24 protein-coding genes are annotated in these 20719 nt (G+C 67.8%); 11 read left to right on the top strand and 13 right to left on the bottom strand.

What is annotated here, in order from left to right; genetic code table 11:
* Positions 1 to 22 precede the first annotated feature (22 nt).
* From O3X23_RS25310 to O3X23_RS25270, 9 genes are all read right to left on the bottom strand, one after another.
* Positions 23 to 421 (bottom strand): hypothetical protein, encoded by a 399-nt coding sequence (locus tag O3X23_RS25310; protein WP_269273842.1) that lies wholly within the window; start codon positions 419 to 421, stop codon positions 23 to 25.
* Positions 422 to 538: 117 nt separating this feature from the next.
* Entirely contained in the window at positions 539 to 2293 is a 1755-nt protein-coding gene (locus O3X23_RS25305) for a relaxase/mobilization nuclease domain-containing protein (RefSeq protein WP_269273841.1), read from the bottom strand.
* Complete coding sequence (locus O3X23_RS25300) at positions 2290 to 2640, bottom strand: MobC family plasmid mobilization relaxosome protein (protein ID WP_269273840.1); 351 nt, start codon at positions 2638 to 2640, stop codon at positions 2290 to 2292. The genes O3X23_RS25305 and O3X23_RS25300 overlap by 4 nt, the downstream gene beginning before the upstream one ends.
* Before the next feature lie 260 nt (positions 2641 to 2900).
* Positions 2901 to 3125: a hypothetical protein gene (locus tag O3X23_RS25295; RefSeq protein WP_269273839.1), complete on the bottom strand. Its 225-nt coding sequence runs from the start codon at positions 3123 to 3125 to the stop codon at positions 2901 to 2903.
* Between the two features lie 103 nt (positions 3126 to 3228).
* Positions 3229 to 4278 (bottom strand): DUF2637 domain-containing protein, encoded by a 1050-nt coding sequence (locus O3X23_RS25290; protein ID WP_269273838.1) that lies wholly within the window; start codon positions 4276 to 4278, stop codon positions 3229 to 3231.
* Positions 4275 to 4841, bottom strand: coding sequence for a WhiB family transcriptional regulator (locus O3X23_RS25285; protein WP_269273837.1), 567 nt, complete (start codon positions 4839 to 4841; stop codon positions 4275 to 4277). Before O3X23_RS25285 ends, O3X23_RS25290 begins: the two co-directional genes overlap by 4 nt.
* A gap of 118 nt (positions 4842 to 4959) precedes the next feature.
* Positions 4960 to 5652 carry an ATP-binding protein gene (locus O3X23_RS25280; protein WP_269273836.1) on the bottom strand — a complete coding sequence of 231 codons (693 nt, stop codon included), beginning with the start codon at positions 5650 to 5652 and terminating at the stop codon, positions 4960 to 4962.
* Entirely contained in the window at positions 5652 to 6677 is a 1026-nt protein-coding gene (locus tag O3X23_RS25275) for a hypothetical protein (RefSeq protein WP_269273835.1), read from the bottom strand. The genes O3X23_RS25280 and O3X23_RS25275 overlap by 1 nt, the downstream gene beginning before the upstream one ends.
* A gap of 1 nt (position 6678) precedes the next feature.
* Complete coding sequence (locus O3X23_RS25270; RefSeq protein WP_269273834.1) at positions 6679 to 6993, bottom strand: transcriptional regulator; 315 nt, start codon at positions 6991 to 6993, stop codon at positions 6679 to 6681.
* A 428-nt stretch (positions 6994 to 7421) separates the two neighbouring features.
* On the opposite strand from O3X23_RS25270, the gene O3X23_RS25265 reads away from it, so the two are divergent.
* From O3X23_RS25265 to O3X23_RS25250, 4 genes are all read left to right on the top strand, one after another.
* Positions 7422 to 7862 carry a helix-turn-helix domain-containing protein gene (locus O3X23_RS25265; RefSeq protein ID WP_269273833.1) on the top strand — a complete coding sequence of 147 codons (441 nt, stop codon included), beginning with the start codon at positions 7422 to 7424 and terminating at the stop codon, positions 7860 to 7862.
* A 545-nt stretch (positions 7863 to 8407) separates the two neighbouring features.
* Positions 8408 to 8932, top strand: a complete 525-nt coding sequence (locus O3X23_RS25260; protein WP_269273832.1) for a ParH-like protein — start codon at positions 8408 to 8410, stop codon at positions 8930 to 8932.
* Between the two features lie 8 nt (positions 8933 to 8940).
* The gene (locus tag O3X23_RS25255; protein WP_269273831.1) at positions 8941 to 10185 is read left to right on the top strand and encodes an MAB_1171c family putative transporter; all 1245 of its coding nucleotides are present in this window, start codon (positions 8941 to 8943) and stop codon (positions 10183 to 10185) included.
* The gene (locus O3X23_RS25250; protein WP_269273830.1) at positions 10182 to 10820 is read left to right on the top strand and encodes a hypothetical protein; all 639 of its coding nucleotides are present in this window, start codon (positions 10182 to 10184) and stop codon (positions 10818 to 10820) included. Before O3X23_RS25255 ends, O3X23_RS25250 begins: the two co-directional genes overlap by 4 nt.
* A 26-nt stretch (positions 10821 to 10846) precedes the next feature.
* On the opposite strand, the gene O3X23_RS25245 is transcribed toward O3X23_RS25250, so the two are convergent.
* From O3X23_RS25245 to O3X23_RS25230, 4 genes are all read right to left on the bottom strand, one after another.
* Complete coding sequence (locus O3X23_RS25245; protein ID WP_269273829.1) at positions 10847 to 11749, bottom strand: phosphotransferase family protein; 903 nt, start codon at positions 11747 to 11749, stop codon at positions 10847 to 10849.
* Between the two features lie 32 nt (positions 11750 to 11781).
* Complete coding sequence (locus O3X23_RS25240) at positions 11782 to 13221, bottom strand: hypothetical protein (RefSeq protein ID WP_269273828.1); 1440 nt, start codon at positions 13219 to 13221, stop codon at positions 11782 to 11784.
* A 284-nt stretch (positions 13222 to 13505) separates the two neighbouring features.
* On the bottom strand, positions 13506 to 14636 hold the full coding sequence (locus tag O3X23_RS25235; RefSeq protein ID WP_269273827.1) for a helix-turn-helix domain-containing protein: 1131 nt from the start codon (positions 14634 to 14636) through the stop codon (positions 13506 to 13508).
* A gap of 66 nt (positions 14637 to 14702) precedes the next feature.
* Positions 14703 to 15143, bottom strand: coding sequence for an NUDIX hydrolase (locus O3X23_RS25230; protein WP_269273826.1), 441 nt, complete (start codon positions 15141 to 15143; stop codon positions 14703 to 14705).
* A 186-nt stretch (positions 15144 to 15329) separates the two neighbouring features.
* On the opposite strand from O3X23_RS25230, the gene O3X23_RS25225 reads away from it, so the two are divergent.
* The 7 genes from O3X23_RS25225 (at position 15330) to O3X23_RS25195 (ending at position 20662) form a co-directional block, all read left to right on the top strand.
* A complete protein-coding gene (locus O3X23_RS25225) occupies positions 15330 to 16136 on the top strand; it encodes a TauD/TfdA family dioxygenase (RefSeq protein WP_269273825.1) in 807 nt (268 codons plus the stop codon).
* Positions 16133 to 16579 (top strand): ATP-binding protein, encoded by a 447-nt coding sequence (locus tag O3X23_RS25220; RefSeq protein WP_269273824.1) that lies wholly within the window; start codon positions 16133 to 16135, stop codon positions 16577 to 16579. The genes O3X23_RS25225 and O3X23_RS25220 overlap by 4 nt, the downstream gene beginning before the upstream one ends.
* A 117-nt stretch (positions 16580 to 16696) precedes the next feature.
* Complete coding sequence (locus O3X23_RS25215; protein WP_269273823.1) at positions 16697 to 17230, top strand: DUF6624 domain-containing protein; 534 nt, start codon at positions 16697 to 16699, stop codon at positions 17228 to 17230.
* Positions 17231 to 17497: 267 nt separating this feature from the next.
* Entirely contained in the window at positions 17498 to 18682 is a 1185-nt protein-coding gene (locus O3X23_RS25210; RefSeq protein ID WP_269273822.1) for a radical SAM protein, read from the top strand.
* Positions 18679 to 19281 carry a 3'-5' exonuclease gene (locus tag O3X23_RS25205; RefSeq protein WP_269273821.1) on the top strand — a complete coding sequence of 201 codons (603 nt, stop codon included), beginning with the start codon at positions 18679 to 18681 and terminating at the stop codon, positions 19279 to 19281. The genes O3X23_RS25210 and O3X23_RS25205 overlap by 4 nt, the downstream gene beginning before the upstream one ends.
* A complete protein-coding gene (locus O3X23_RS25200; RefSeq protein WP_269273820.1) occupies positions 19275 to 19871 on the top strand; it encodes an AAA family ATPase in 597 nt (198 codons plus the stop codon). Before O3X23_RS25205 ends, O3X23_RS25200 begins: the two co-directional genes overlap by 7 nt.
* Positions 19868 to 20662, top strand: a complete 795-nt coding sequence (locus tag O3X23_RS25195; RefSeq protein WP_269273819.1) for an aldo/keto reductase — start codon at positions 19868 to 19870, stop codon at positions 20660 to 20662. Before O3X23_RS25200 ends, O3X23_RS25195 begins: the two co-directional genes overlap by 4 nt.
* Positions 20663 to 20719 lie beyond the last annotated feature (57 nt).

The following is a 20719-nucleotide window of genomic DNA, read 5'->3' as shown; positions in this document are numbered from 1 at the left end:
GTAGGCCGAGCTTCAGCAACTGTTATTCGAGGTAAGCGCCGGAGAATGCGCCGTCGAATCCGAGCGCGACCATCGCCGCTTCGAGGCTGGGATAACTCGTCAGGTGCGGTCCGGTGAGCATGGCGTCGAAGTCGGCGCGGGTAATCTCGGGCTCCAACCACTGGTTGCTGCAGCGGCATCGAACCCAGACGTGCCGGCTCTGATTGATCAGGAGCCAGTCTCGGCGTGCCCGGCAGGCTGTGCAGGCAACGGGGATGCCCCGCATCGCCAGTTCGCGCGGATAGCCGGCGCACCGGACGGCGCCCGGCCCGCTGGGCGGCTGTGCCTCGTATTGCCACTGCAGCAGGGGATCGCTGTCGGCTGGGCCGGTCTGCAGCGGGGCGCAGTCCGGCTCGACACGTCGGTCGGTTGTTCTGGGCATGCGCGTCATCTCCCGTGCAAGGTCGCTTTCTTCATCCCTAACAGCTGGTGAGATCGGCTGTCCATGGGTTTCGGCCAGCCCGACAGGCTGGGGTCCTAGCCTGTCGGGCTGCCCGGGTCATCGGCGCGGTGGCCGATTGAGCGGGTCCGTCCCGGCGATCCATGGAGCTGTCGGAGAAGTGCTGCGGCCTCCGGACCGTCCTGGCTCCGGCTGGTTGCGACCGGGAGCGGTCCGCGGGTGGCGGGCCGTTGCGCCTGGGTGGGCGGGGAGCTGGGCAAGTCGGCGCAGACGCCAGACCAGGACGTCGTTCACATCGTCTGCGCTGTCCAGTTCGCGCTGGCCGATGGCCTGACGGAGCAGCGCTTCGGGATCGTGGCCTGCTTGTTCGGCCTGGGCGAGGGTGGCGGCCAATGCGTCCTGGTCCGCTTCGGTGTCGGTACCGCCTGCTTGTGTGGGGAGGGCTGCGCGGATGGTGGCGTGGTGCTTGCGTCGTTCGGGCTCTGGCAGGGCGCGGCCGTGGTCGCGCAGGGCTTGCAGGGGTGCGGTAGCGGCCCGGCGGGAGGCGGCTCGTAGGTGTTCTGCGGTTTGTCGGGAGGCGGCTGCTTGCTGGGCGTGACCGTGGGCGGAGTGCCAGCGGGCGGCTGCCAGGGCGACCAGGACGAGGGTCGAGAGGAGCATGGCGGTGGTGCCGCCGTCTTCACCTCGGCCGAGTGCGCTGCCGGCCTGGATGATGCCGCGTGCCGCCGAGCGGATCGCGCGGGTGTCGGCGTTCTCGGCGCGGACGTGGCTGCGGGTGGCGCGTTCGAAGGCGCGTGCAGCAGCCGACACTTCGGCTCGGGTGGCGGCCGGAGAGGTCTTGGCGACCGCGTCGAGGAGTTCACCGACACCAATGAGTTGCGCTGCCGCTTCGTCGTCCCCGCGGTCCAAGACGATCGCGGCGCCCTCGGCGATGCCGGTGGCGGTGCGTCGTCCCCGGGCGGGCGGTGACCAGTCCGGCTGGCCGGCGGTTGCCTCGGGCACCGCATCCTCGCCGAGGGTTCCGCTGGCGAGACGGCGGCGGATACGGGGCAGGGACAGGTCGGGAGCCAGGGTGGATCCCGCGAACCAGACCGGCTCGCGGTCGCGGTTGCGGTCGCCGGGTAGCGCCACAGTGTAGCCGAGCACATCACCCGAGGGAGCGTGGCGAAGTTTCACGCGCAGGCCGGCCTCGCGGAGCCGGGTGAAGAATTCTTCTTCGGTGGCGGCTCCGGCGACCGCTTGGCGGACTCCTTCGCGCAGGGTCTCGCGGGGAGTCTCGGTACGGCCCATGCGCTCGGCTTTGAAGCGCTCCTGACTGGTGGGCCGCTTCGCGGCGGTGCCGTCCCCCGGGTTGAGTTGCCGCAGCCCGTACTCCTTTTCTATAAGGCGGGCCTCGGCCTGCACTTTGCGCCTGTCGAACTTCAGGTCTGCGCGGCGGCCGTCCTGGCGGACGAGGGTTGCGGCGATGTGGATGTGGTCCTCGGCGTGCCGGACGGCGACCCAGCGGCAGGCGGTGCTGTCGCCGATGGGGGCGATGCCGGTGGCCTGGACCATACGTCGGGCGATGGCCGCCCAGTCGGCGTCGTCGAGGTGGCGGTCGCCGGGGGCGGCGCGTACCGAGCAGTGCCAGAACGTGGTGGCCGGCGCCCGGTCACCGAGGGCCTTGACCGGTTGATCGAGCTGGCCGGCCAGCTGGGCGATGGTGTGGTGGGGATTGCGGCCGGGGTCGGGGGCGTAGTCGTTCCAGGAAGCAACGACGTGCTGGTCGGTGTGCTCGTTGTGTTCGCCCTTTCCGAACAGGTAGCGGATCAGGCCGTAGGTGCCACCGGTGCCGAGGCGGATCTTGGGGATCACCGGCGGACCAGCCAGGTCACCGCTTCGTCCACGATCGTGATCGCGTCGTCGACGCGGCGCAGGAGCTGCTGGAGGTCGGCGGCGGGTTGACCGCCGGCGTTGAGGTAGTGCGCGATCTGGTTCAGGTTGTTGCCGATGGCGGCGAGTTGGCGGTTGGACTCCATGAGTTCCTGGACCCCACGCCGGTAATCGGCGATGGCGGCGGTGGGGTTGTTGCTGGCGGCGGTAGCCAGGACCGCGGCGGCGGCGTAGCCGCCAGGTTCGAGGTCGGTGGCCTCTGCGGCGGTTCGGACCGCGGTCCATTCGCTGTCGCTGAAGCGTGGGCAGACGCGGTTCAGGCGCGGCACGCTCTGACGCAGTCGACGGCGGCGCGGCGCGATTGTCGCGGCGGCGGTTGGCGTCGTGTCGTTGCCCTGTGTCGTCGGCACCCCTGGGCCGACTTCCCGTTCGGCGGCAGGCCCCCCTGGGTCTGCTGCCGATCGGGAGGCCCGCGCTCCCTTGGGGGCGAGGGCGGGGTAAGGATCCCTCACCCCACAACTTGCTCCGCCAGGAGCCGTCTTGAAATCACGCACTGGTTCGGGTGTGGTGGCTGCCGGGTCGTTGCTGGTCATCGGCTCGACTCCGTGTCCTGCTGGTGTGCGTCGCGGAGGACGTCCTCGATCCAGTCCATGGCCAGGACCGGGTGGTGCAGGGTCCAGGGGCGGCTGTGCTGGCGTCGTTGCACGCTCCAGCTGCCGTCCGCCAGGGCTGCCGCGTGGTGGAGGTGACCGCGCTGGTGCAGCACGGTCAGCCAGGAGTCCACCTCGGCCAAGGTTGCGGGTTTCGTGCGCATGGCAGTGCTCTCCGGTTCGTCTCGGAAGGTAGTGGTGCGCGTGTCCGGGGTCGGGTGACCGGCCGAGGCGTTCGGCTCGGTCACCCGGCCCCGTGCTGGGCGGTCAGTTCCGGGAGGGGGTGACCGGCTGGCCGTGCTGCTCGCGGAGCTGGACCATCAGGGCGGTCAGCGTGTCGCTGGACAGCGGGATCTGCTGACCTCGGATCGCCTGGGCAACCACCTTGCGGGTCAGCTTGTCCTCGGCCCTGACCGCTGACCGGGCGATGGCGAGCAGCTTCTCGGTGTCCGGGTCAGGTCGCCGGTCACCGGTCATCTGGGTGGCCGGGTCAGTGACCGGTGGCGCTGTGACCGGCCGGTCGGTCACCGGCGGGGGGCTGACCCGGTGACCGCTGACCGGGTCGGTGCCGACGGGTCGGTCACTGACCGCCGCGATGCTGTCTGGCTGTCCGGCCAGGTCAGCGGCCTTTGGCTCCCTTGCGGCATGCCCCCTGTCCGGGCTAGCGCTGTCTCCCTGGTCACTGCCCCCGGTCGGTGACCGGGTGTCCGAGTGGCTCGTGTCCAGGGACAGGCGAGGGCGGTCGGTCAGGGCGCTGACCGGCGCGGTGGCGCTGACCTGACCGGGCTGGGAATGCGGTAGACCGGTCCGGTCAGTTCGAGTGACCGCGATGCGCTCGGGCTGACCGGGGTCATCCTGGTCGCTTCGGTCACTTTCGTTCACCGCCCCCCGGGCGATGAGGATGTAGAGGTGTACCGCTCCGGCCAGGGCGAGCGGGGCAATGGTGGACAGCACCGCCACGACCGTGTCGCCGAGCCGCAGTCCGGTGGCCGAGGCGTTCTCCTCGTTGAGCCGGACGGCGTGCAGGGCGTTGGCCCAGATGCTGGCGGCGGTGGCTGTTCCGAAGAGTGTCCACACGTAGAGCCGGGCGCGCAGGGGCGCGTCGCGCAGGACCAGCAGGGCGCGGATGCCGTAGGCGATGAACCCGTCGATCACGAGGGGGAAGAGGTAGGTGAGGAATCCGCGGACGTGGATGGCGACGGCCATCTGCTGCAGGGCGTCGTAGGACAGGGCGCATCCCGCCCCGCCGAGGGCGATGACGACCGCGCGGTCCCAGTCGGTGATGTGCGCCGTGTGCGGCGCGTTCGCGAAGTTCACGCCGCCGTGCCGAAGTCACTGCGGCCCAGCTGCTCGCCGTCGCTCTCGGGGGGCGGCGTGGTCTTCGTGGCCTGCGCCAGGTCGCGGTTGCGCAGAGCACGGCGGGTCTCGCGGTACAGCCTCTGGGCGTGGTCCTCGGTGATCTTCAGGAGCCAGGCCAGGCGCTGTTCGGTGAGCCCGTGGCGGTAGGCGGCGGGGATCACTGCGCGGCGCTCGGCCTTGGTGAGGTGGATGTCGCGTCCGGCGACGGTGGCGTTGACTCGGCTGTAGTCGAGGCGTTCGGCGAGCTTGTCGTGCTGCGGCTTGCGCTCTTCCTCCGTCAGCCCGCCCCGGATGCCGTCGATGTCGCCGCCTTCGAGCGCGGCGTCCAGGCAGGTGCGGCGGACCGGGCACTGCCCGCATAGGGCCTTGGCGGTGATGATCTTGTCGGTCTCGTCGGGTTCGGGGAAGAAGAGTTCGGGGTCCACCGGGTTGTACTCGGTGCTCTGGCAGACAGCTTCGTCCTGCCAGCGTTGGTCGCCGAGCGAGCGGTGGTGGGCAGGGCTGATCGTCGTGTTGGTCATGCGGGCTTGGCTCCGATCGCTCTCCGCGCGCAGGGGCGTCGGCGGAGGGGTCCGTGGGTCGGGAGATGGTGGGGGCGGCGCGCTGTGGGCGCGGCCCGGCAGGGCGGCCTGCGGCAGGTCAGGCTGCGGGGCGTGGGCGTCTGCGGTCGACCGGTTCGAACTCGACCCGGGTGGTCATCTGTGCGAGCCGGGAGGTGACGCGGTCGCCGAGGTAGGCGCGCAGGTCGCCGATGCGCAGGTTGGTGGTGATCAGGGTCGGCAGCAGGTGGTTGTACCGGCGGTTGATCAGCCGGTAGGTGATCTCTTCGGTCCAGTCGCTGGCTTTGGCCGCGCCGAGGTCGTCGATGATCAGCAGCGGGCAGCGGCTGACGGCCGCCAGCTCCCGCTCGCTGTCGACTCCGGCGCGGGGGCGCAGGTCGGCGTACAGGTCGGCGGCGGTGGTCGCGCGCCAGCGCACCCCGATGCCGGCCTCGACCAGGTGGCGCACCGCCCCGTACGCCTGGTGCGTCTTGCCCGCACCGACCACCCCGGCCATCAGCAGGCTCGCCCCGGTGACCACCTGCCGCCTGGCACCCGGGCTCGGTGCAACGGCCTGACCGGCGACGTCTCGGGCCCATGCCAGGACCTGTGGGTGGTCGGCCACCGCGCCCCGGTAGCGCGGCGGCATCCCCGCCGACAGGGCGTCCAGGGCCGAGTACGGCTCAGGTTCCTCGGCGGCTGCGGATGACGGGTCGATGCCCCGGGCGGCCAGGATCCGCAGGAGCCGGTCGAAGGTGTTCTGGCCGACGGGCTGGGGGTCGCGGTCGCGCATCACAGCTCCTCGGCGTAGGCGGCGGCAGCGTCGACCGGGTTGGTCCACGCGGTGTGAGCGGGCACGGTAGGCCAGAATCCCGGTCGCGCCAAACCGGCGGCCCCAGGGTTCAGCGAGTCGTTGACCAGGCTCGGCAGGCGGCTGGGATGGCCCTGTATCTCGCCGAAGCGCTTCAGTCCGGCGCGGATGTGCTCCGGGGCGATGCCCTCGCCGAGAAGCTTCTTGGCGATCCGCCCGAGGTGTCCGATCACGTCGCCTGGCGGTCGCTTCTGGCACGAGGCGACGTATTCGGCGACCAGGTCACCAGCCGATGCGCTGGCGTCGGGCGCTGTGCGCCCCGGAGGGAAAGAAGATCCAGGATCCAAGATCCTAGATCCAGGCGCCGAGCCCTCTCCGACGTTTCGGGGAGGCTTCGGAGAACCCTCCCCGAGAGCCGCCTGACCTGCCATTTTGTCACGACCAGGATCATGGGCGCCCTCGAGGTCGACGAGCGAGTCCTGCTGGGCGGCAGGGACTCCGCTTCCTCTAGCGGGCGGCGCGGGCGTAGGTGCTTCGGGCGGTATGGGCGAATCGAGGGCTCGGCGAGCATTCGGCGAAGCCTCGGGGAGGAGTCGGGGAGTGTTCGGGGAGACCTCGGCGTGTTGGGTGCAGGGCCCCTTGCAGACGCCGCATCGCTCTGGCGCGTGATGCGGGCAGGCGGGAAGGCGGGACAAGCTCGGCTTGTCGATCTTCTGGTGCTTGAACCAGGTCGGGTAGTGGAAGTACCGCTTGCCGTCGCAGCCGGTATACCGGCAGATCGCTCCGGCATTCTCGAGCTGGACGAGGTCCTCCTCGACGTGGACCGCACTGTGTTCAGCGCGCAGCGGCCAGACGAGCCCGAAGATGATCGCCGCGTTGTCGCGGTGGCGGCCGTGGTCGTCGGCCATGTTCGTCATCGCGAGGAAGGTGACCATCGCCGGGATGCTCACCTCGGCGAGCGTCTCGGAGGTCCAGGTCTCCGGCTTGATCGGTCGGATGCGCGACATGTCAGCGCCCCCAAGCGGCGGTGGTCAGCGTCGCGGTAGTGAGGTCCATGGTGTGCGCGACGTTCCAGTCCGCGTCTGGCCAGACCCGCAGGACCCAGCGCGCTGCGATCTTGGCGACCGTGCGACTGAGCTCGATCCGCGTTCCGGCCACGTCCCAGGCTCGTGCGTGGGGCTGCGGCCAGGCCCTTTGGGGGTCCTGGAGGCTCACCCGGATGCGAACCGCTCCCGGGATCATGTCCGTGAGCTGCAGAGCAAGGCGGCGCTGGCGATCGGTGGCCAGTGGGCAGGCAGGAATTCCGCCCGTCGTGGCAGGCATGCGATACTCCGGTGCTTGTAGGAGCGCGTGCGGCGGTTCTCGTGCAAAAGCCCCGCCGCCCGCGTGAGGTGTGAATCGGTGTCCTTCGGGATGCCGGCCCGGCGTCCAGGAGTTGGTAGCTCCCGGGCGCCGGACTCTTTCGCCCCGTCGGCCGTCGTCATGGCCACATGTGTGCCTCTCCCTTCCCGCTCCGTACGGCGGCCGGTGATCCGCTCGTGCGGGGACCAGAACCATATGAGGACGTACGCTTCGAGTCCAGGTCAATCTACATACTCTGACCAGGCAATTAACACTTATGTGTCAGAAGATGTGGATCAACGTACACCAGAGTGTCCGAGCTTGGTCAACCACAGTGCGAACGCAAGGGCAGTACTGGCGCCCCCGTCACACTGAAGTGTTAGGCTCGGCCACACGAACCGGAGGTAGGCATGACAGATGGACAGCGGCGCACAGTCGCGCAGAAGCTGGACCATCTGTTTAGAACGGTCCACCCGGCCTCGCGCGGCCCGTACGCGAACGGGGAAGTCGCCGAGGCGATCCAGCGAGCATCAGCAGGGGACGGCAAGGGGCTGTCTGCCAGCGCCATCCAGCAGTTGCGCACCGGCACCAAGAAGAACCCGACGATGGCAACAGTCAAAGCTCTTGCTGATTTCTTCGGCGTTCCGCCGGCCTACTTCTTCGACGACGAAGTCGAGGCCACAAGTAACGCCGAGCTGGATCTTCTGACCGCAATGCGCGACGCCGACGTGAAGTCGGTAGCACTGCGCGTCTCCGGGCTATCACCACAAGGCCTTCGCCAGATCAAGGGCATCATCGATCACGTCCGCCAGATCGAGGGGCTACCCGACAGCCCCATTGACCAACCATAGGAACCGCGCCGACCCGGGCGTTGCAGAAGTGTCACACCGGGAATCCCGCACACAAAGGGTCACACAATCCCGGCTGCAGAGACGGAGCCAGCCGGGTGCGCACCCCCTCGAATACCCGGCGGCGAACAGACATTGCGCGGAAGCGTTGACGGGAGGTGACGCAGGTCACGAACCAACCGTCAATTGCGCAGCCCCAACCACCAAGTGCAGTAGTGGAGTTGGCGAACGACGTGTGAGTCACTCTGCGTAATCAAGAGTGCGCCTACCGCTATGCTTCTGGCATACTCCATTCTGTGTCTGCCGGTGAAAGGCCCGGGAGAACCATGCCTGTTGGAATCTAGGGGGCCCCGTGTCTCATTCAGCATCCGCCGGAGGATCCAAGACCGGTCTAGCCGTCCTGCGTCCACCGCAGCTGACATACAGGCCGGGGACTAGCCGCCGAATACCCGGCTAGCTGGATCGGCCCGAACGGCAGAGAGAGCAGCGAAGGAATCGGCGCATTCAGCTTCGGCGCGTGAGAACCCTATGAGCACAACGGTGACGGCATGAGGCAAGTCCGGAAGTTCCCGAAGAAGCTCCGTATCCCCGAGATACCGGAGCCGTTCGATGTCCACGAGATGTTCCAGCGAATCAGCAGACAGCGCGGACGCCCCATCCACCTGCTCTCGCGCCAGTTGCCGCCCGGAAGCCCCTGCGGTCTTTGGATCTCAACTGGCTCGGCGGACTACATGCTGTACGAGCAGGCGACAAGCCCAGCGCACCAAGACCACATCTTGCTGCATGAATTGGGCCACCTCCTTCACGACCACGGAGTGGGCCAGCCCCTGAGCACGGATGTAGCGCGCACCCTCATGCCCAGTCTCAACTCGGAAGTCGTCCAGCGCGTTCTGGGACGCACGCGCTATTCAGACACCGAAGAGAACGAAGCCGAGACGTTCGCCTCGGTGATCCTCACACAAGTCAGCCTCCGCTCGCCGGAGCCGCAGGGCGTCGTCCCGCCCGAGGCGGCTGATGTCATCCGCCGCCTCGAAAGCACTCTCCAAAGTCCAGACCACCGCAGGGCCAAATGATCACTGACGTGCACGACATCGCCTACCCTGTGGCAGCCCTCGTCAGCTCGGCGGCCCTTGCCTACAAGCTGCTCGACCTGCGCAAGGACCCCGACAACCCGGTCCTGCGCTCACTCTGCGCGACCCTGGCCTGCGCTGCCTTCGGATTCATAGCGGCCACGCCCGCCATTTACCTCCCCGTCAGCACAGCCCTCGGACTGGACAACCTGGGCAAGTTGGTCGTCCACGGCTCGTTGATCGCCTTCAGCGTCTGCGTCCAGCGCATGCTGCTCATGTGGAACGACCCGCCGGAAATAGCCCTCCCAAGAGCACGTCGCCGCGTCATCGCCGGCGTCATCGTGCTCCTGGCCATGGTCGCCTTGCTGACTTTGGCTCCCATTAACGACAGCACCGCCGAGCACTTCACCGAGACCTACGCAACCACGCCCTACATCGCTGAGTACCTGTTGCTATACGTGACGGCCGTCGGCACCGGACTCGCCGAAATCGCCCGCCTCTGCTGGCGCTTCGCGAAGGTAGCGGGGCGCCCCTGGCTCGTCCGCGGCCTGCACCTCACCGCGGTCGGCGCCGCCATCACACTCGGATACTGCCTCACCAGAGGCATCTACGTGATCGCCCGCAATATGGGCATCCGCCTCGACCTCTTGGCCGACTCATCCTCAGCCTTCGCGGCCCTCGGCGGCGCCCTGGTCTCCCTGGGACTCGTCCTGCCCGCCCTTGGCCCCCGGCTGTCCGCCACAGCACGCTGGTTCGGACACCTGCGCGCCTATCACCAGCTCTTCCCTCTGTGGCTCGCCGTCTACGACGCAATGCCCGACATCGCTCTGGACCCGCCGAAGCACCCCAAACGGGCCCGCTGGCGCCTGACTAAGCTGCACTACCGCCTCTACCGATTCGTGATCGAAATCCGGGACGCTCGTCACGCGCTGCGCGAGCATCTCAACTCGGAAATCGCCGACGGCGCGCGCACCCTCGCAGCCCAAGCGGGAGCTACCGCCGAACAGCAGGAAGCCGCAGCCGAGGCAGCCATGCTCCGAGCAGCTCTCACCGCAGTGGGCCAGGTCGCGGAGATCGCCTCATGTGGCGATCTGCTCGAACAGCAGGCGCCCATCGGTGGGAGCGACCACGTGGGTGAGCTGACCTGGTTCGTTGAGGTCGCCCGCGCCTTCAACCGTCCACCTGTCGAGAGGGAAGGGGTCCGTCCGCTCAGACCTCTCGCAGTGGCGGCCAAAGCGATGGAGGAGGAGCAGTGACCACGACGACGAGCCCACCTTGTGTTGCCGGCCAGCCACAACCCGCCCAAAAGCCGATCGGACTTCGTTTGGCTACCGCGTTGAGCGAGGTCTTTGCTCCCTTGGTCCAGGTCCTGGCGCAATCAACCCTCGTCCTTTGGCACCCGTGGCCGGACGCCAACGTACTGGGCTGGTGGCTGCTTGCGGTCACCTTCGGAAGTGCGGTGCCGATGTTGTTTCTCATCTACGGCATGCGCAGAGGCTCATGGCTCGACCACCACGTGCCCCAGCGCGAGCACCGCATCCTTCCCATGATCGCCATCCTCGCTTCTCTCCTGCTCGGTTTCGGCGCTCTCTCCCTCGCTGGAGCTCCCCGCCCTATCTGCGCTGTCTTCGCCTTGCTGGCCATTCAGCTCGCTGTGCTCACTCTGATCACGCGCTGGTGGAAGATCTCCGTGCACACCTCTGTAGCCACCACAACGGTTGCCGTGGCCGCGCTGGTCGGCGGTCCATTGCTGCTGGCCGCATTCGCACCCATCGCGCCTCTCACCGTGTGGACACGTACCCACATGCGCGCTCATACGCTGGGACAAGCCGTGACCGGAGTCCTGGTCGGCACGGCCATTTGCGCGGTGGCACTTCCCCTGCTCGCCTAGATCTGCCACGTCGAGAAGGGTGCGCGCTACAGGATGTTCCAGATCCTGGTCGTGTCGTCTTTCCGGAGTCCATCGATTCGATGCGCTACCTCGGCGATCTTGGCGGGCTCATGGGCGGCCTTCCTCGCGTTGGTCGTGATCATCCTCAGCTCACGCAGCTCGCTGAGAGTCCGGAAGCCCTCCCAACCCGTCACGTCCCACCCGTACGCCTCCGCGAACCTCTGGTAGTGCGAGAGGCCATATCCGAAGCGCCGGCAGTGGATCTCGACGGTGACCAGGTCCCATTCCGGCTGACCGATCGCCGCACTGTCCCAGTCGCACAGAACTGCGCCGTGGACGTCATGCAGGGCATTTCCGTGCTGGGGGTCGCCTTGGAGGATCGAGTCGGGGGCGAGGTCGTATCGAAGGCTTCCCAGCGCCCTTTCAAGGTGGTCCGTCCGATGGTGCAGGTACCGAAGGTCTTCGGTAGGGAGAACCGTAGTCCGGCTCAGCGAGGTCCGAATTGCGGCGATGGGATTGAGTCGCTTGAGCTCGACGGGCGGTCGGCCGAGGCTGTGAAGAGTGCCGAGGGGCTTGGCCAGCGCGTCGGCCGGTACCGGATCCTCCGGCTGCGGAAGGTACGTCCAGAAGGTGACCGCGTGCCCATCGAAGATGACTGGCTGGTCGCCGGCCCGATGGAGCGGAACTGTGGGGAACCCGAGATCCATCAGCCATCGGACGAACTGCACCGTGGTGTGGACGTCCTGTGGATCTGTGCCGCGCCGGGCGATCTTCGCGATGACTGGATGGGCCGCGAGGCGAACGACGGCGTTGGTCTGCCCACGCAGTAGGGCAGCGCCGCTGGCATCGAGTCCGACGGCCGCGCAAGCGCCCTGAAGGATGTGGCGCATCTCGCTCTCGGCGAAGCCGCCGTGGATCGGTGCTGTCATGCCGCCAGGCTGACCCACGTACGGGGGACCTGTCACCTCTCGCTGGCTGGGAGCGCGAGCAGTTCGCCCAATTCTCTGGCCTTTCGTCCTGTTCGCATGCTTTGAGGGGTCGCTTCCAGCACGTTGCGCGCGCGGGCGCCGACGATAGAGGTGCGGTGCTCCATAGGCAGGCTGAGGTACGTAGATCCTGCTAGGTCGAAGGCCTCATCGAGACAGTGCTCGTGGGCAAGGCAAATTGCCTCTTCGAAGCGGAGGAGAGCGGGGTCGATTCCAAGTTCTCCGGGGTATAGCCGCAAGGCCTGCTGCTGAACTGCCATCGCGCGTTTTGGCTGTCCGAGGTGGGTGAGTGCTCCACTGATGTACAGAAGAAGCCTGCGCTCAGGGAAGGAGAACGCGTCGTCCTCGCGGCCGCGGTCTGTGTGGTCGAAGATCTCCTGCGCCTGGCGTAGCGCCTCCTCTGCCGCACCTGCGTTGCCCTGACGGGCCTGAGCCCGTGCTTCAGCCGCAGCGGCGAAAGCCCCGGTGGCGGTGGGTCGATGACGGAGAAGGAGCCGGGCCTCGCGGGCCAGGGAGACGGCTGTCTCCAAGGGGCCGTAGTAGTAGGGGAGCATGGCGGCCTGCACTCTTACGCGGGCCCGCAGCCCGACGTTGCCGCTGTCGTCCGCTGCGGTACGAGCGGTGGCGTACCACGCCTGCGACTGGCGTAGCTGTCCGAGCTTCATCAGTGCATCGGCGATGAGGGTCGAGAGGATCGCAATCATCGAGGACAGCCGGCTTTGAACAGCAGCAGGCTGTCGATCGGCGGTGAGAGCGTGGATCTCGCCCAATTCGGTAAGGAGGGCGCGCAGCATCGGCTTTGGCGCGCAGGTGAGGTACTGCTGGCGCAACCACATGATGCGCTCGTCGATCAGATCGAGTTGGTTGGGGGTCACGCTGGCATCGGCGAGCGTGCGGTCGACGAGTCTGCGCGTCGAGTCGATGAGGGTCTCGAAGTCCGGCGGGACCGCGAGATCGGCCTGAGTGTCGTCTGCCGTAGGTACCTGCGGAGCTAGAGCGGGAGGCTGCGTGGCAGCGGGGGGCGCTGTCGCTGGGACAGCGTGGCTTGAGTGGATGTCTGCCGCAGTTCCGAAGTCGCCACCTGCGCTGAAGCCGAGACCGGTAGGCGTGGTGGCGTACAGCCGGCAGAGGAGGTCGACCGTGGATGGTCGCGGGCGGCGCTCGGGCATGGTCTCCCAGAGCCGCCACTGATCGGCATCGCTGCGGGGTCCGTCAACTCTCCGGTCGTCGCAGAGCTGATGGAGATGGGCGACGGCCTCTCGCAATGTCCAGCCCCGGGCGAGTCGGTGCGACCGCAGACGGCTGGTTCCACAGCATTGGTGAATCTCATCGACGACACGTTCGGTCGACCACTGACGTTCCGCGCCGAGGCTGCGCAACCGGGCTGCGCATGAGGGTTTATGGGGCTTCGCCACAGTCCGACTCCCTTGAAGGCCGCGACTGATGATTCACCAATGGTGCCCATATGACTACTAGGAATTGACGAGAACCGTGACTTCGTCACGGTCGAGCGCCGGAAAAAGTGACGTGGTAAGGGTTTTCAGGAATCCAGTGAATTGGTCTCGGTTGTCCCGATGGAAGGACATGGCACAACCTGTCGCTTCCAAGTCGCCCTGGGAGTTGGATCCGGTGGGCGGCGCAACGACACCGGAGGGCAGGAATGCGCCGCACGGAACAGGATCGGGTCGGTGAGCCGAGGTTAGGCGGCCATCTCCTGACGCAGCCGGTCGAGTGCCTGCGCCGCGAGATCGCGAGTGTCGGGCATCGCGCTGTGTGCAGTCCTGATGATGCGCTGAAGCTGGTGGGGCAATCGCTGGGCGACAGCCTCGGCGATGGCGGAGTTCAGCGCCTCAGATGCTCCGGTGCGGTCGTCGGCAAGCAGCCGGACATGGCCGACTGTCACGAGTTCGATGACGCGCCACTGTGGCGCCACCCGGTTCGTCGGCACGGGGCTGTCGTCGGCCAGGCGGATCGCTTCCTGAGGGCGGCTGGTGGCGATCAGGCCGCGCAGGCGGATCTCATGCAGGGCGAACGCGTTGAAGAGCGAGGTGGGCGTGACGTCCTCAAGGAGCGCGTCGTTCTCCCGCATTACCTGGTCGAACAGCGTGCCATTCCTTATGGCGCCGGCGGCGCGGGCGAGCAATGGCAAAGCTGCCGCGCGGGCATCGCGATCGGGCGCGAGGGCAACGGCGTGCTGCAGACGGTTGACGGCCGCGCCACAAAGTTGCGCCTTGCGCAGCTCGTTGCCGTGCATCCTCAACACGTAGGAGGTGAAGCCCGGGTCTTCGAGGTGGCGGGTGATCTCCAGGCTGCGGGCCGTCCAGCGCGCTGCGGTGCCGAGCCGCTCTTCAGGCAGCACGTTGCCAAGCGCGACCCCGAGCCCCACTCGGGCACGGGCCAAGAGCCGAAGTACCTCGCGCTCGGCGTGTCCGTGTTCGATGCGGGCTTCCAGGCGGGCGACGAGAGGCCACAACTCAGCGACGGCTTCGGAGGCATGGCCGGACTGACGGGCGATATCGGCCAGTCGGACGGTGGACTCTCCGAACTGCAGCATCGCGCGATGGTCGGCGTCTGCTGGATCGGTGACCCCCAGGATGTGTGGCGAGAGCCCGAGACTTGTGGCGATCCGGCGGCGGGAGTCCATATCGGGAATGGTCCGACGGTGGTTCTCCAGCAGGGAGATGTAGGTCTTGTCGTAGCCGAGAACGTCGCCCAGCGCCGTCTGGGACAGGCCGTTGACGCTGCGGTGGAATCGAAGGATTGCGCCGAGATCCCGGGTGGCCAGGACCTGCTGGGCCCGAGGGGTGGCCCACCGCCACATGGTTGCCATCGGTATGGGAGCAGGCCGGGGCAGGGCCTCGGGCAGGCGGCGACCGTCTCCTCCCGACATGGCCGGCTACCGTCCCCGGCCCCTGGAGTCCCGCAGCCGGGTGTGCCAGGTGGCGATGGACTGCTTGTAGCCCTCCGGCATCACCAGGCCAGGGACCTCATCCTCGGCGAACAGCCCGATCTCCTTGTGCTCATGGCTGATGGCCGGGGGCCGGTCGGGGGTCAGGACCAGGCAGCCGTAAGTGACGATGAAGACGTATCGCCCGGGGAGCGGCTGGTACATCCAGGTGTCCAGCAGCGGACCGGCCTTGACCTCCCAGCCGGTCTCTTCCTCCAGCTCCCGAACGACACAAGCCTCCGGGATCTCGCCGATCTCGATCTTTCCTCCCGGCAGTTCCCACTCATCTCGTTCGTTCTTCAGCAGCAGCACCTGGCCGTCGCCGTTGACGGCGACGCCCTTGATGGAGATAGGGAAGGCGCGCGGCGTGTGCTCGATGGGGGTGTCCATGACGTCCTTGAGGGCCGGAAGAAGGGGCAGCTCCGAGGTCTTCGGAACGTAGCACGAGGGCTCGCTGGCCGACTCCGCCAAGGCAGTGTCGGTGCGTTGACAATCAGTCACTTTACGCAAGGTGCCGGTGCCCTGGACTGTGAACGGCATGGCTCCCCTTCTCCCGTCGACCCAAGGATGTCGCTGATGACAACTGCTGCTGCAACCGCCCCGACACCGTTCGCCGAGCATCATCTGCCGGAGGCCGAACGGTCCAACTGGCTGGCCGAGCGCCTGCGCGGGTGCGGGCTCGCCACGGTGAGCGGGCTGTCCACGCGCGGCACGGTCCTCGGCTTCGTTCATTCCGTGATGCGGCTGACCCCACATCGCGACAGCGATCGCGACGGGCTGACCACCATCCACAACACTTTACTGCCGCACCGCGCCCCGTTGCCCGGCTTCGCCGGTTTCGGGAACGGCGAACTGGCACCGCACACCGAACGCTCCAGCATCCCCAGACCGCCCCGGCTGATGCTCTTGGTGTGCCTGCGTCCTGCCCTGGAGGGCGGTGAATGCGGGTTGATCGACGGGCGGGCCGTCCTCGCCGACCTCGACGCCCATCATCCGGAGATCGCAGAGGAGTTAGCTATTCCTCGGTCGGCCTACTTCGGCGACGGCGGCGGACACCTCGCTCAGGTCATCAGCCGTCTTGGTCCTGACCGCGCCTCGTTCCGGCTGCGCCTGGACGAGCTGGTGAAGTTCTCCCCGCACCTCACCCCACACCTTCCTGTACTGCGCGCTGTGCTGGACCGCCATCGCACCAACATCGCCCTCTCTGCCGGCCAGGGCTATCTGCTGGACAACCACCGCTGGCTCCACTCCCGTGCCCCGTTCACCGGGGACCGGCTCGTAGTACGCGCCCTCGGCGACCCTATTCCCGCCATGGCGCTGCGGCCCGGATTCATTCGGGCCGCAGCCCACACCGGAGAGCAAGCGGAGCCGAAATGCTCATGACCGCACACTCCCCCGCCCCACGGGCACGCCCGTCACTTGTCGCCCGCCACCAAATCGCGATGGGGCTGGCGCCCGCGGCCAGCGAGGTCCGCCGCATCCGCCAGGAGGTGGCCACGCTCCTGCGCCTCTGGAGGATCCCGGCAGCCACCGACACCGCGGTACTCATCGTCAGCGAACTTCTGACCAACGCCGTGCTCCATGCCCCCACGACCGCGATCGAATTCGTCGCCACCCATGGAGATGGCGTGCTGCTCGTCGAAGTCCGCGACGGGTCCAGCACCCCACCGGCCATCAACCCGACCCTGGACACCGAGGTCCTCGGCAGCCGTGGCCTGCAGCTGGTGCAGGCCCTATCCATCGACTGGGGCTGGATCCCGCTCGCGGGAAGTGCCAAGAGCACTTGGGCGGTCATGCCCGTACGTGGAGCCCAGATCAACCCCTGAGATCCCCGAAACTCCGCGCTCGCCGGCCGATCACCAGGACCGGCATATGGGCTCCCCCGCCCTTCCGGCGGGCGCGGCCACCCCGATCCGCTGCTTCTCACAAGGCGAGGCCTCGACGTGAACCCGCTCCCCCTCAGACCCGATCTGGCCAGGGATCTCCTGCTGCGGAAGCAGCGTGACCAGGAGCTGCGCCATGAGTGGGCTACCCCGCCACGTACCGCCCGGTCGCCTGAGGTGGTCGACCGGGCCAACACGGAAGCGCTGCGGCGGATCATCGCGGAGCACGGCTGGCCCGGCCGTTCCCTCGTCGGACCCGAGGCAGCCGATGCGGCCTGGCTGCTGGCACAGCACGCCGACCACGATCACAGCTTCCAGTGGGAGTGCCTGGCCTTGCTGGGCCGAGCGGCACGCGACGGGGAGGCCACCGGACAGCAGTTGGCCTACCTGACGGATCGCTGCCGCTTGAATGCCCAGGTCCCACAGATCTACGGAACGCAGTACATCGTCCGGGACGGCGAACTGGTGCTCTACGACCTGGAGGACCCCGAAAACCTGGGGCTCCGGCGTGCCGACGTGGGCCTGGAGTGCTTCGCCGAATCCGATGCACGGATCCGGTCCGCCCACCCGCTGACGACCGCCCGCCCACAGTGAAGCGCATCCGTGGCCTCTTATCCCGAACCGTCCGACGCCGCCTCGGCGAGATCCGACGGCACCGAGCAGCGGTCGTGATCATCTGGCTCTCGCTCGTGCTTCCGCCCACTTGGGTGTTCGCCCGATGGCCCTGGCTGCCGGTCTGACCTCGATCGCATAGCCGCCTACTGAACGTCCCCTGCCGTCTCACAACCGAGGTCCGAACATCCCTCGGTCCAGGCACCGTCTTCTCGATTCGTTCTCCAAGATCCCGATGAAGGACCACACATGAGCCGTACCCGCGCGTTACCGCAACGGCGACCCCTGCCGCGTCTCACCACCGGCCAGATCAGCGAGCTCCAGCCAGACCTCGCGGATCCCGTCGAGTACCGCAAGAGCGGCCTGTCGCTGAACCACGTGGTGGGATGCCCGCTGGAATGCGGGTACTGCGTCCGCCACCTGTACGAGAACTTCGCCATGAAGGCGCCGCGCGCCCTGATGAGCGACGAGGCCGCGGTCAACGCCCTACTCACGCACCGGTACTTCCGGCCGCACGTCACACCCCTGCAACTGTTCAACAAGGCCACCGACCCGATGCTGCCGGTCGTCAAGCAGCACACGTTCAACACCCTGCGCCTACTCGACGAGCGCGGCCTGACCAATCACGTCCTGGTCATCACCCGCTGGCGGGTCGATGAAGGCGACTGCGCGGTCTTCAATACGTTCCGGAACATCAAGTTGACCGTGCTGGTGACCCACTCCAACATCCAGCACCTGGGTATCGAGCCGGTCGATTCCCGGATCGCCGCCGACAGTCTGCGCACCCTGTACACCAACGCGCAGTCCTACCGGACGATCTTGTACTGGCGGCCGATCGTGCCCGGCCTCAATGACTCCGGCGCCGACATCGCCTACGCCCGCGATCTGGCCGAGCACGCCCACGCCACCGTCTACACCGGCTTGTTCTTCCGCGAGGAGATGGCCGCGTATTACCGCGAACAGGGTCTGCCAGAACCGTATGCGGACACCGCCCGGCGCAAGATCATGCCTGAGGAGTCCGAGGCGCGGATTCTGGCCGCCTTCCACCAACCGGCCAACGTGCCGGCTCCATGGGGCCAACTGTTCCGCAAGACGTCCTGTGCCGTCGCCTCCGTGCACGGAATGGCCGACTACAACGGGCACTTCGGCATCCGGGAACTGTGCGACATCTGCCCACTGGCCCAGCTCCAGTTGTGCAGGGACGCCTGGCAGGCCCCGGACCTCGAAGTCATCACCCGGCAGGCGCGTGCCCTGGGCGCCACCGGGCCCGTTGAGATCAACGACCGGGCCATCCTGGTCGAGGGCCTGGACGAGCATCCGCGCTACTTCCTCCAGCACGGCTTCGGCTACCAGGTCCACGACCGGCGCCATCCCCACCACCCACGACGGCACGGCCGAGCGGGCATCGGCTGGCCGCAGAAGGACACTGCGTGAACGTCACCGCCTGGCCCCCGCTGGCCGTCGTCGATGTCGAGGGCAACGGTGCCCGGCCGCCGGACCTGGTGGAGGTCGCCGTCCTCCCCGTCACCGGCGGCACCCTGCACATCGACCAGCAACGCGATTGGCTGATCCGCCCGCCCGCCGCGATCCCCCCACACATCGTCCGCATCCACGGCATCACCAACGAGTCGCTGGCCACGGCCCCCACCTGGGGCCAGGTCTCCGAAGAGATCCGAGCCGCTCTGGACGGCGCCTGGCTGGTCGCCCACAGTGCCACCGTCGAATACGACGCCCTGGCCCGGCACCTGCCGGGCTGGGAACCAGCCGGCGTCATCGACACCCTGCGCCTGGCCCGCGCCACCTACCCCGACGCCGGTGGTCACGGGCTCGACGCCCTCATCCAGCACCTCCAACTGCCCGCGGCCGGAATCCCCGGACAGCGGCACCGCGCCGGATTCGACGCGCACGTCACCGGCCTGCTGCTGCTCGACCTCGCCGCCCACTACGAGACGTGGGACGAACTGACCGCCGTCGCCGTCCCCACGATCATGCCGGGTCATCGGCCCGCCCCCCAGGAGGAAACACTGTGGTAGCCACACCCATACGCATCGCCCTCTGCGGCACCCACTCCACCGGCAAAACCACCCTGCTCCGCCGCCTGGAAATGGAAGTGCGTGCCCTCGGCTACACCGCCGCCCGCACCTCGGGCAGCCTCGCTAAGAGGGCGGCCGAGCTCGGCTTCCCCAAGATGCAACAGCAGACGGCCACCACCACCGAGTGGCTGATCTCCGCCGGCATCTGCGCAGAACTCGAAGCTACTCTCACCGCCGACGTGATCCTCCTCGACCGCAGCTCCTTCGACCCCCTCGCCTACCTGATGGCCGGCTTCGCCCAGCGCGACCAACCCTTCGACGAGGCGACCCAGCGGCGTCTAACGGCGCTGGCGGCCACCCACGCCGTCGGCTACAACCTGCTCCTGCTCACCGCCCTCGACCCGGATGTCCCGCTGGGCAACCACCGCGACCGTGACCTGGACTACCGCGCTGGCGTCGACCGGCATCTGCACCGTCTGCTCGATTCGACCGGCATTCACCATCTGGTGGTCGCCAACACCGACGCCTCCCGCGACGAAGCCCGCACGGCCGTCTTGGACGCCGTCCGCGCCATGGCAGCCGCCGCGTGACCTCGCCGCGCCTACCCGCCGGACCCATCACCCTCGCCGGGAAACGCGTCTCCCGCCTGGGCCTGGGCACTATGCGCCTCACCGGCCCCGGTACCTGGGGTCCACCGCGCGATCCCGCAACGGCAATCCGTGTCTTGCGAGAGGCCGTCCACATCCAGGGCATCACTCACCTCGACACAGCCGACGCCTACGGTCCCCACACCGTCGAAGAACTCATCTGCCGGGCTCTGCGCCCCTACCCCGACCGCCTACTGATCGCTACGAAAGTCGGCATGGTCCGACCCGGCCCCGACTTGTGGAGGCCCTTAGGCAGGCCCGAGTACCTGCGGGCCGCAGTCGAAGCCAGTCTGCGCCGCCTGGCCAGCGCCCGCCTCGACCTCTGCTACCTCCACCGAATCGATCCGGCCGTTCCGCTAGAGGACCAGGTCGGGGAACTGCGTCAGCTCCAGGTGGAAGGCAAGATTGGACACATCGGGCTCTCCAAAGTCAGCGTCGGGCAGATCCGATCCGCCTCCACGGAGATCCACGTCGCGGCCGTACAGAACGCCTGCAACCAGGCCGAGCCCGACGACCCCGCCATGGACTACTGCCGCGTGCAGGACATCCCCTACGTCGCCTACCGGCCGCTGAATGCCGGTGCGCTCATCAGCGCCGGGCGAGCCGGGGACATGTTGAGCTGGCTGCTTGACCAGGGCGATCATGTCGCCCCTATCCCCGGCGCCAGTTCACCACGACATCTCCGTGACCTCATCGCAGCAGTACGCCTCCTCGAACCCGCACGACCGAGATGACAGCTCCGCCGGGAGAGGACGGAGGCTCCAACCGCTACCCGCGTGGTCTTCCATCGG

Source organism: Streptomyces sp. H39-S7 (assembly GCF_027158205.1).
GTDB lineage: Bacteria > Actinomycetota > Actinomycetes > Streptomycetales > Streptomycetaceae > Actinacidiphila.
Note: the sequence above shows the minus strand (reverse complement) of the source record. Positions and strands in the feature narration are given on the sequence as shown.

Coding starts and splice junctions, on each gene's coding strand:
- O3X23_RS25310 (WP_269273842.1), bottom strand. CDS start 421: ATGCCCAGAACAACCGACCGACGTGTCGAGCCGGACTGCGCCCCGCTG.
- O3X23_RS25295 (WP_269273839.1), bottom strand. CDS start 3,125: ATGCGCACGAAACCCGCAACCTTGGCCGAGGTGGACTCCTGGCTGACC.
- O3X23_RS25285 (WP_269273837.1), bottom strand. CDS start 4,841: ATGACCAACACGACGATCAGCCCTGCCCACCACCGCTCGCTCGGCGAC.
- O3X23_RS25280 (WP_269273836.1), bottom strand. CDS start 5,652: ATGCGCGACCGCGACCCCCAGCCCGTCGGCCAGAACACCTTCGACCGG.
- O3X23_RS25275 (WP_269273835.1), bottom strand. CDS start 6,677: ATGTCGCGCATCCGACCGATCAAGCCGGAGACCTGGACCTCCGAGACG.
- O3X23_RS25270 (WP_269273834.1), bottom strand. CDS start 6,993: ATGCCTGCCACGACGGGCGGAATTCCTGCCTGCCCACTGGCCACCGAT.
- O3X23_RS25265 (WP_269273833.1), top strand. CDS start 7,422: ATGACAGATGGACAGCGGCGCACAGTCGCGCAGAAGCTGGACCATCTG.
- O3X23_RS25260 (WP_269273832.1), top strand. CDS start 8,408: ATGAGGCAAGTCCGGAAGTTCCCGAAGAAGCTCCGTATCCCCGAGATA.
- O3X23_RS25245 (WP_269273829.1), bottom strand. CDS start 11,749: ATGACAGCACCGATCCACGGCGGCTTCGCCGAGAGCGAGATGCGCCAC.
- O3X23_RS25235 (WP_269273827.1), bottom strand. CDS start 14,636: ATGGCAACCATGTGGCGGTGGGCCACCCCTCGGGCCCAGCAGGTCCTG.
- O3X23_RS25230 (WP_269273826.1), bottom strand. CDS start 15,143: ATGGACACCCCCATCGAGCACACGCCGCGCGCCTTCCCTATCTCCATC.
- O3X23_RS25225 (WP_269273825.1), top strand. CDS start 15,330: ATGACAACTGCTGCTGCAACCGCCCCGACACCGTTCGCCGAGCATCAT.
- O3X23_RS25220 (WP_269273824.1), top strand. CDS start 16,133: ATGACCGCACACTCCCCCGCCCCACGGGCACGCCCGTCACTTGTCGCC.
- O3X23_RS25210 (WP_269273822.1), top strand. CDS start 17,498: ATGAGCCGTACCCGCGCGTTACCGCAACGGCGACCCCTGCCGCGTCTC.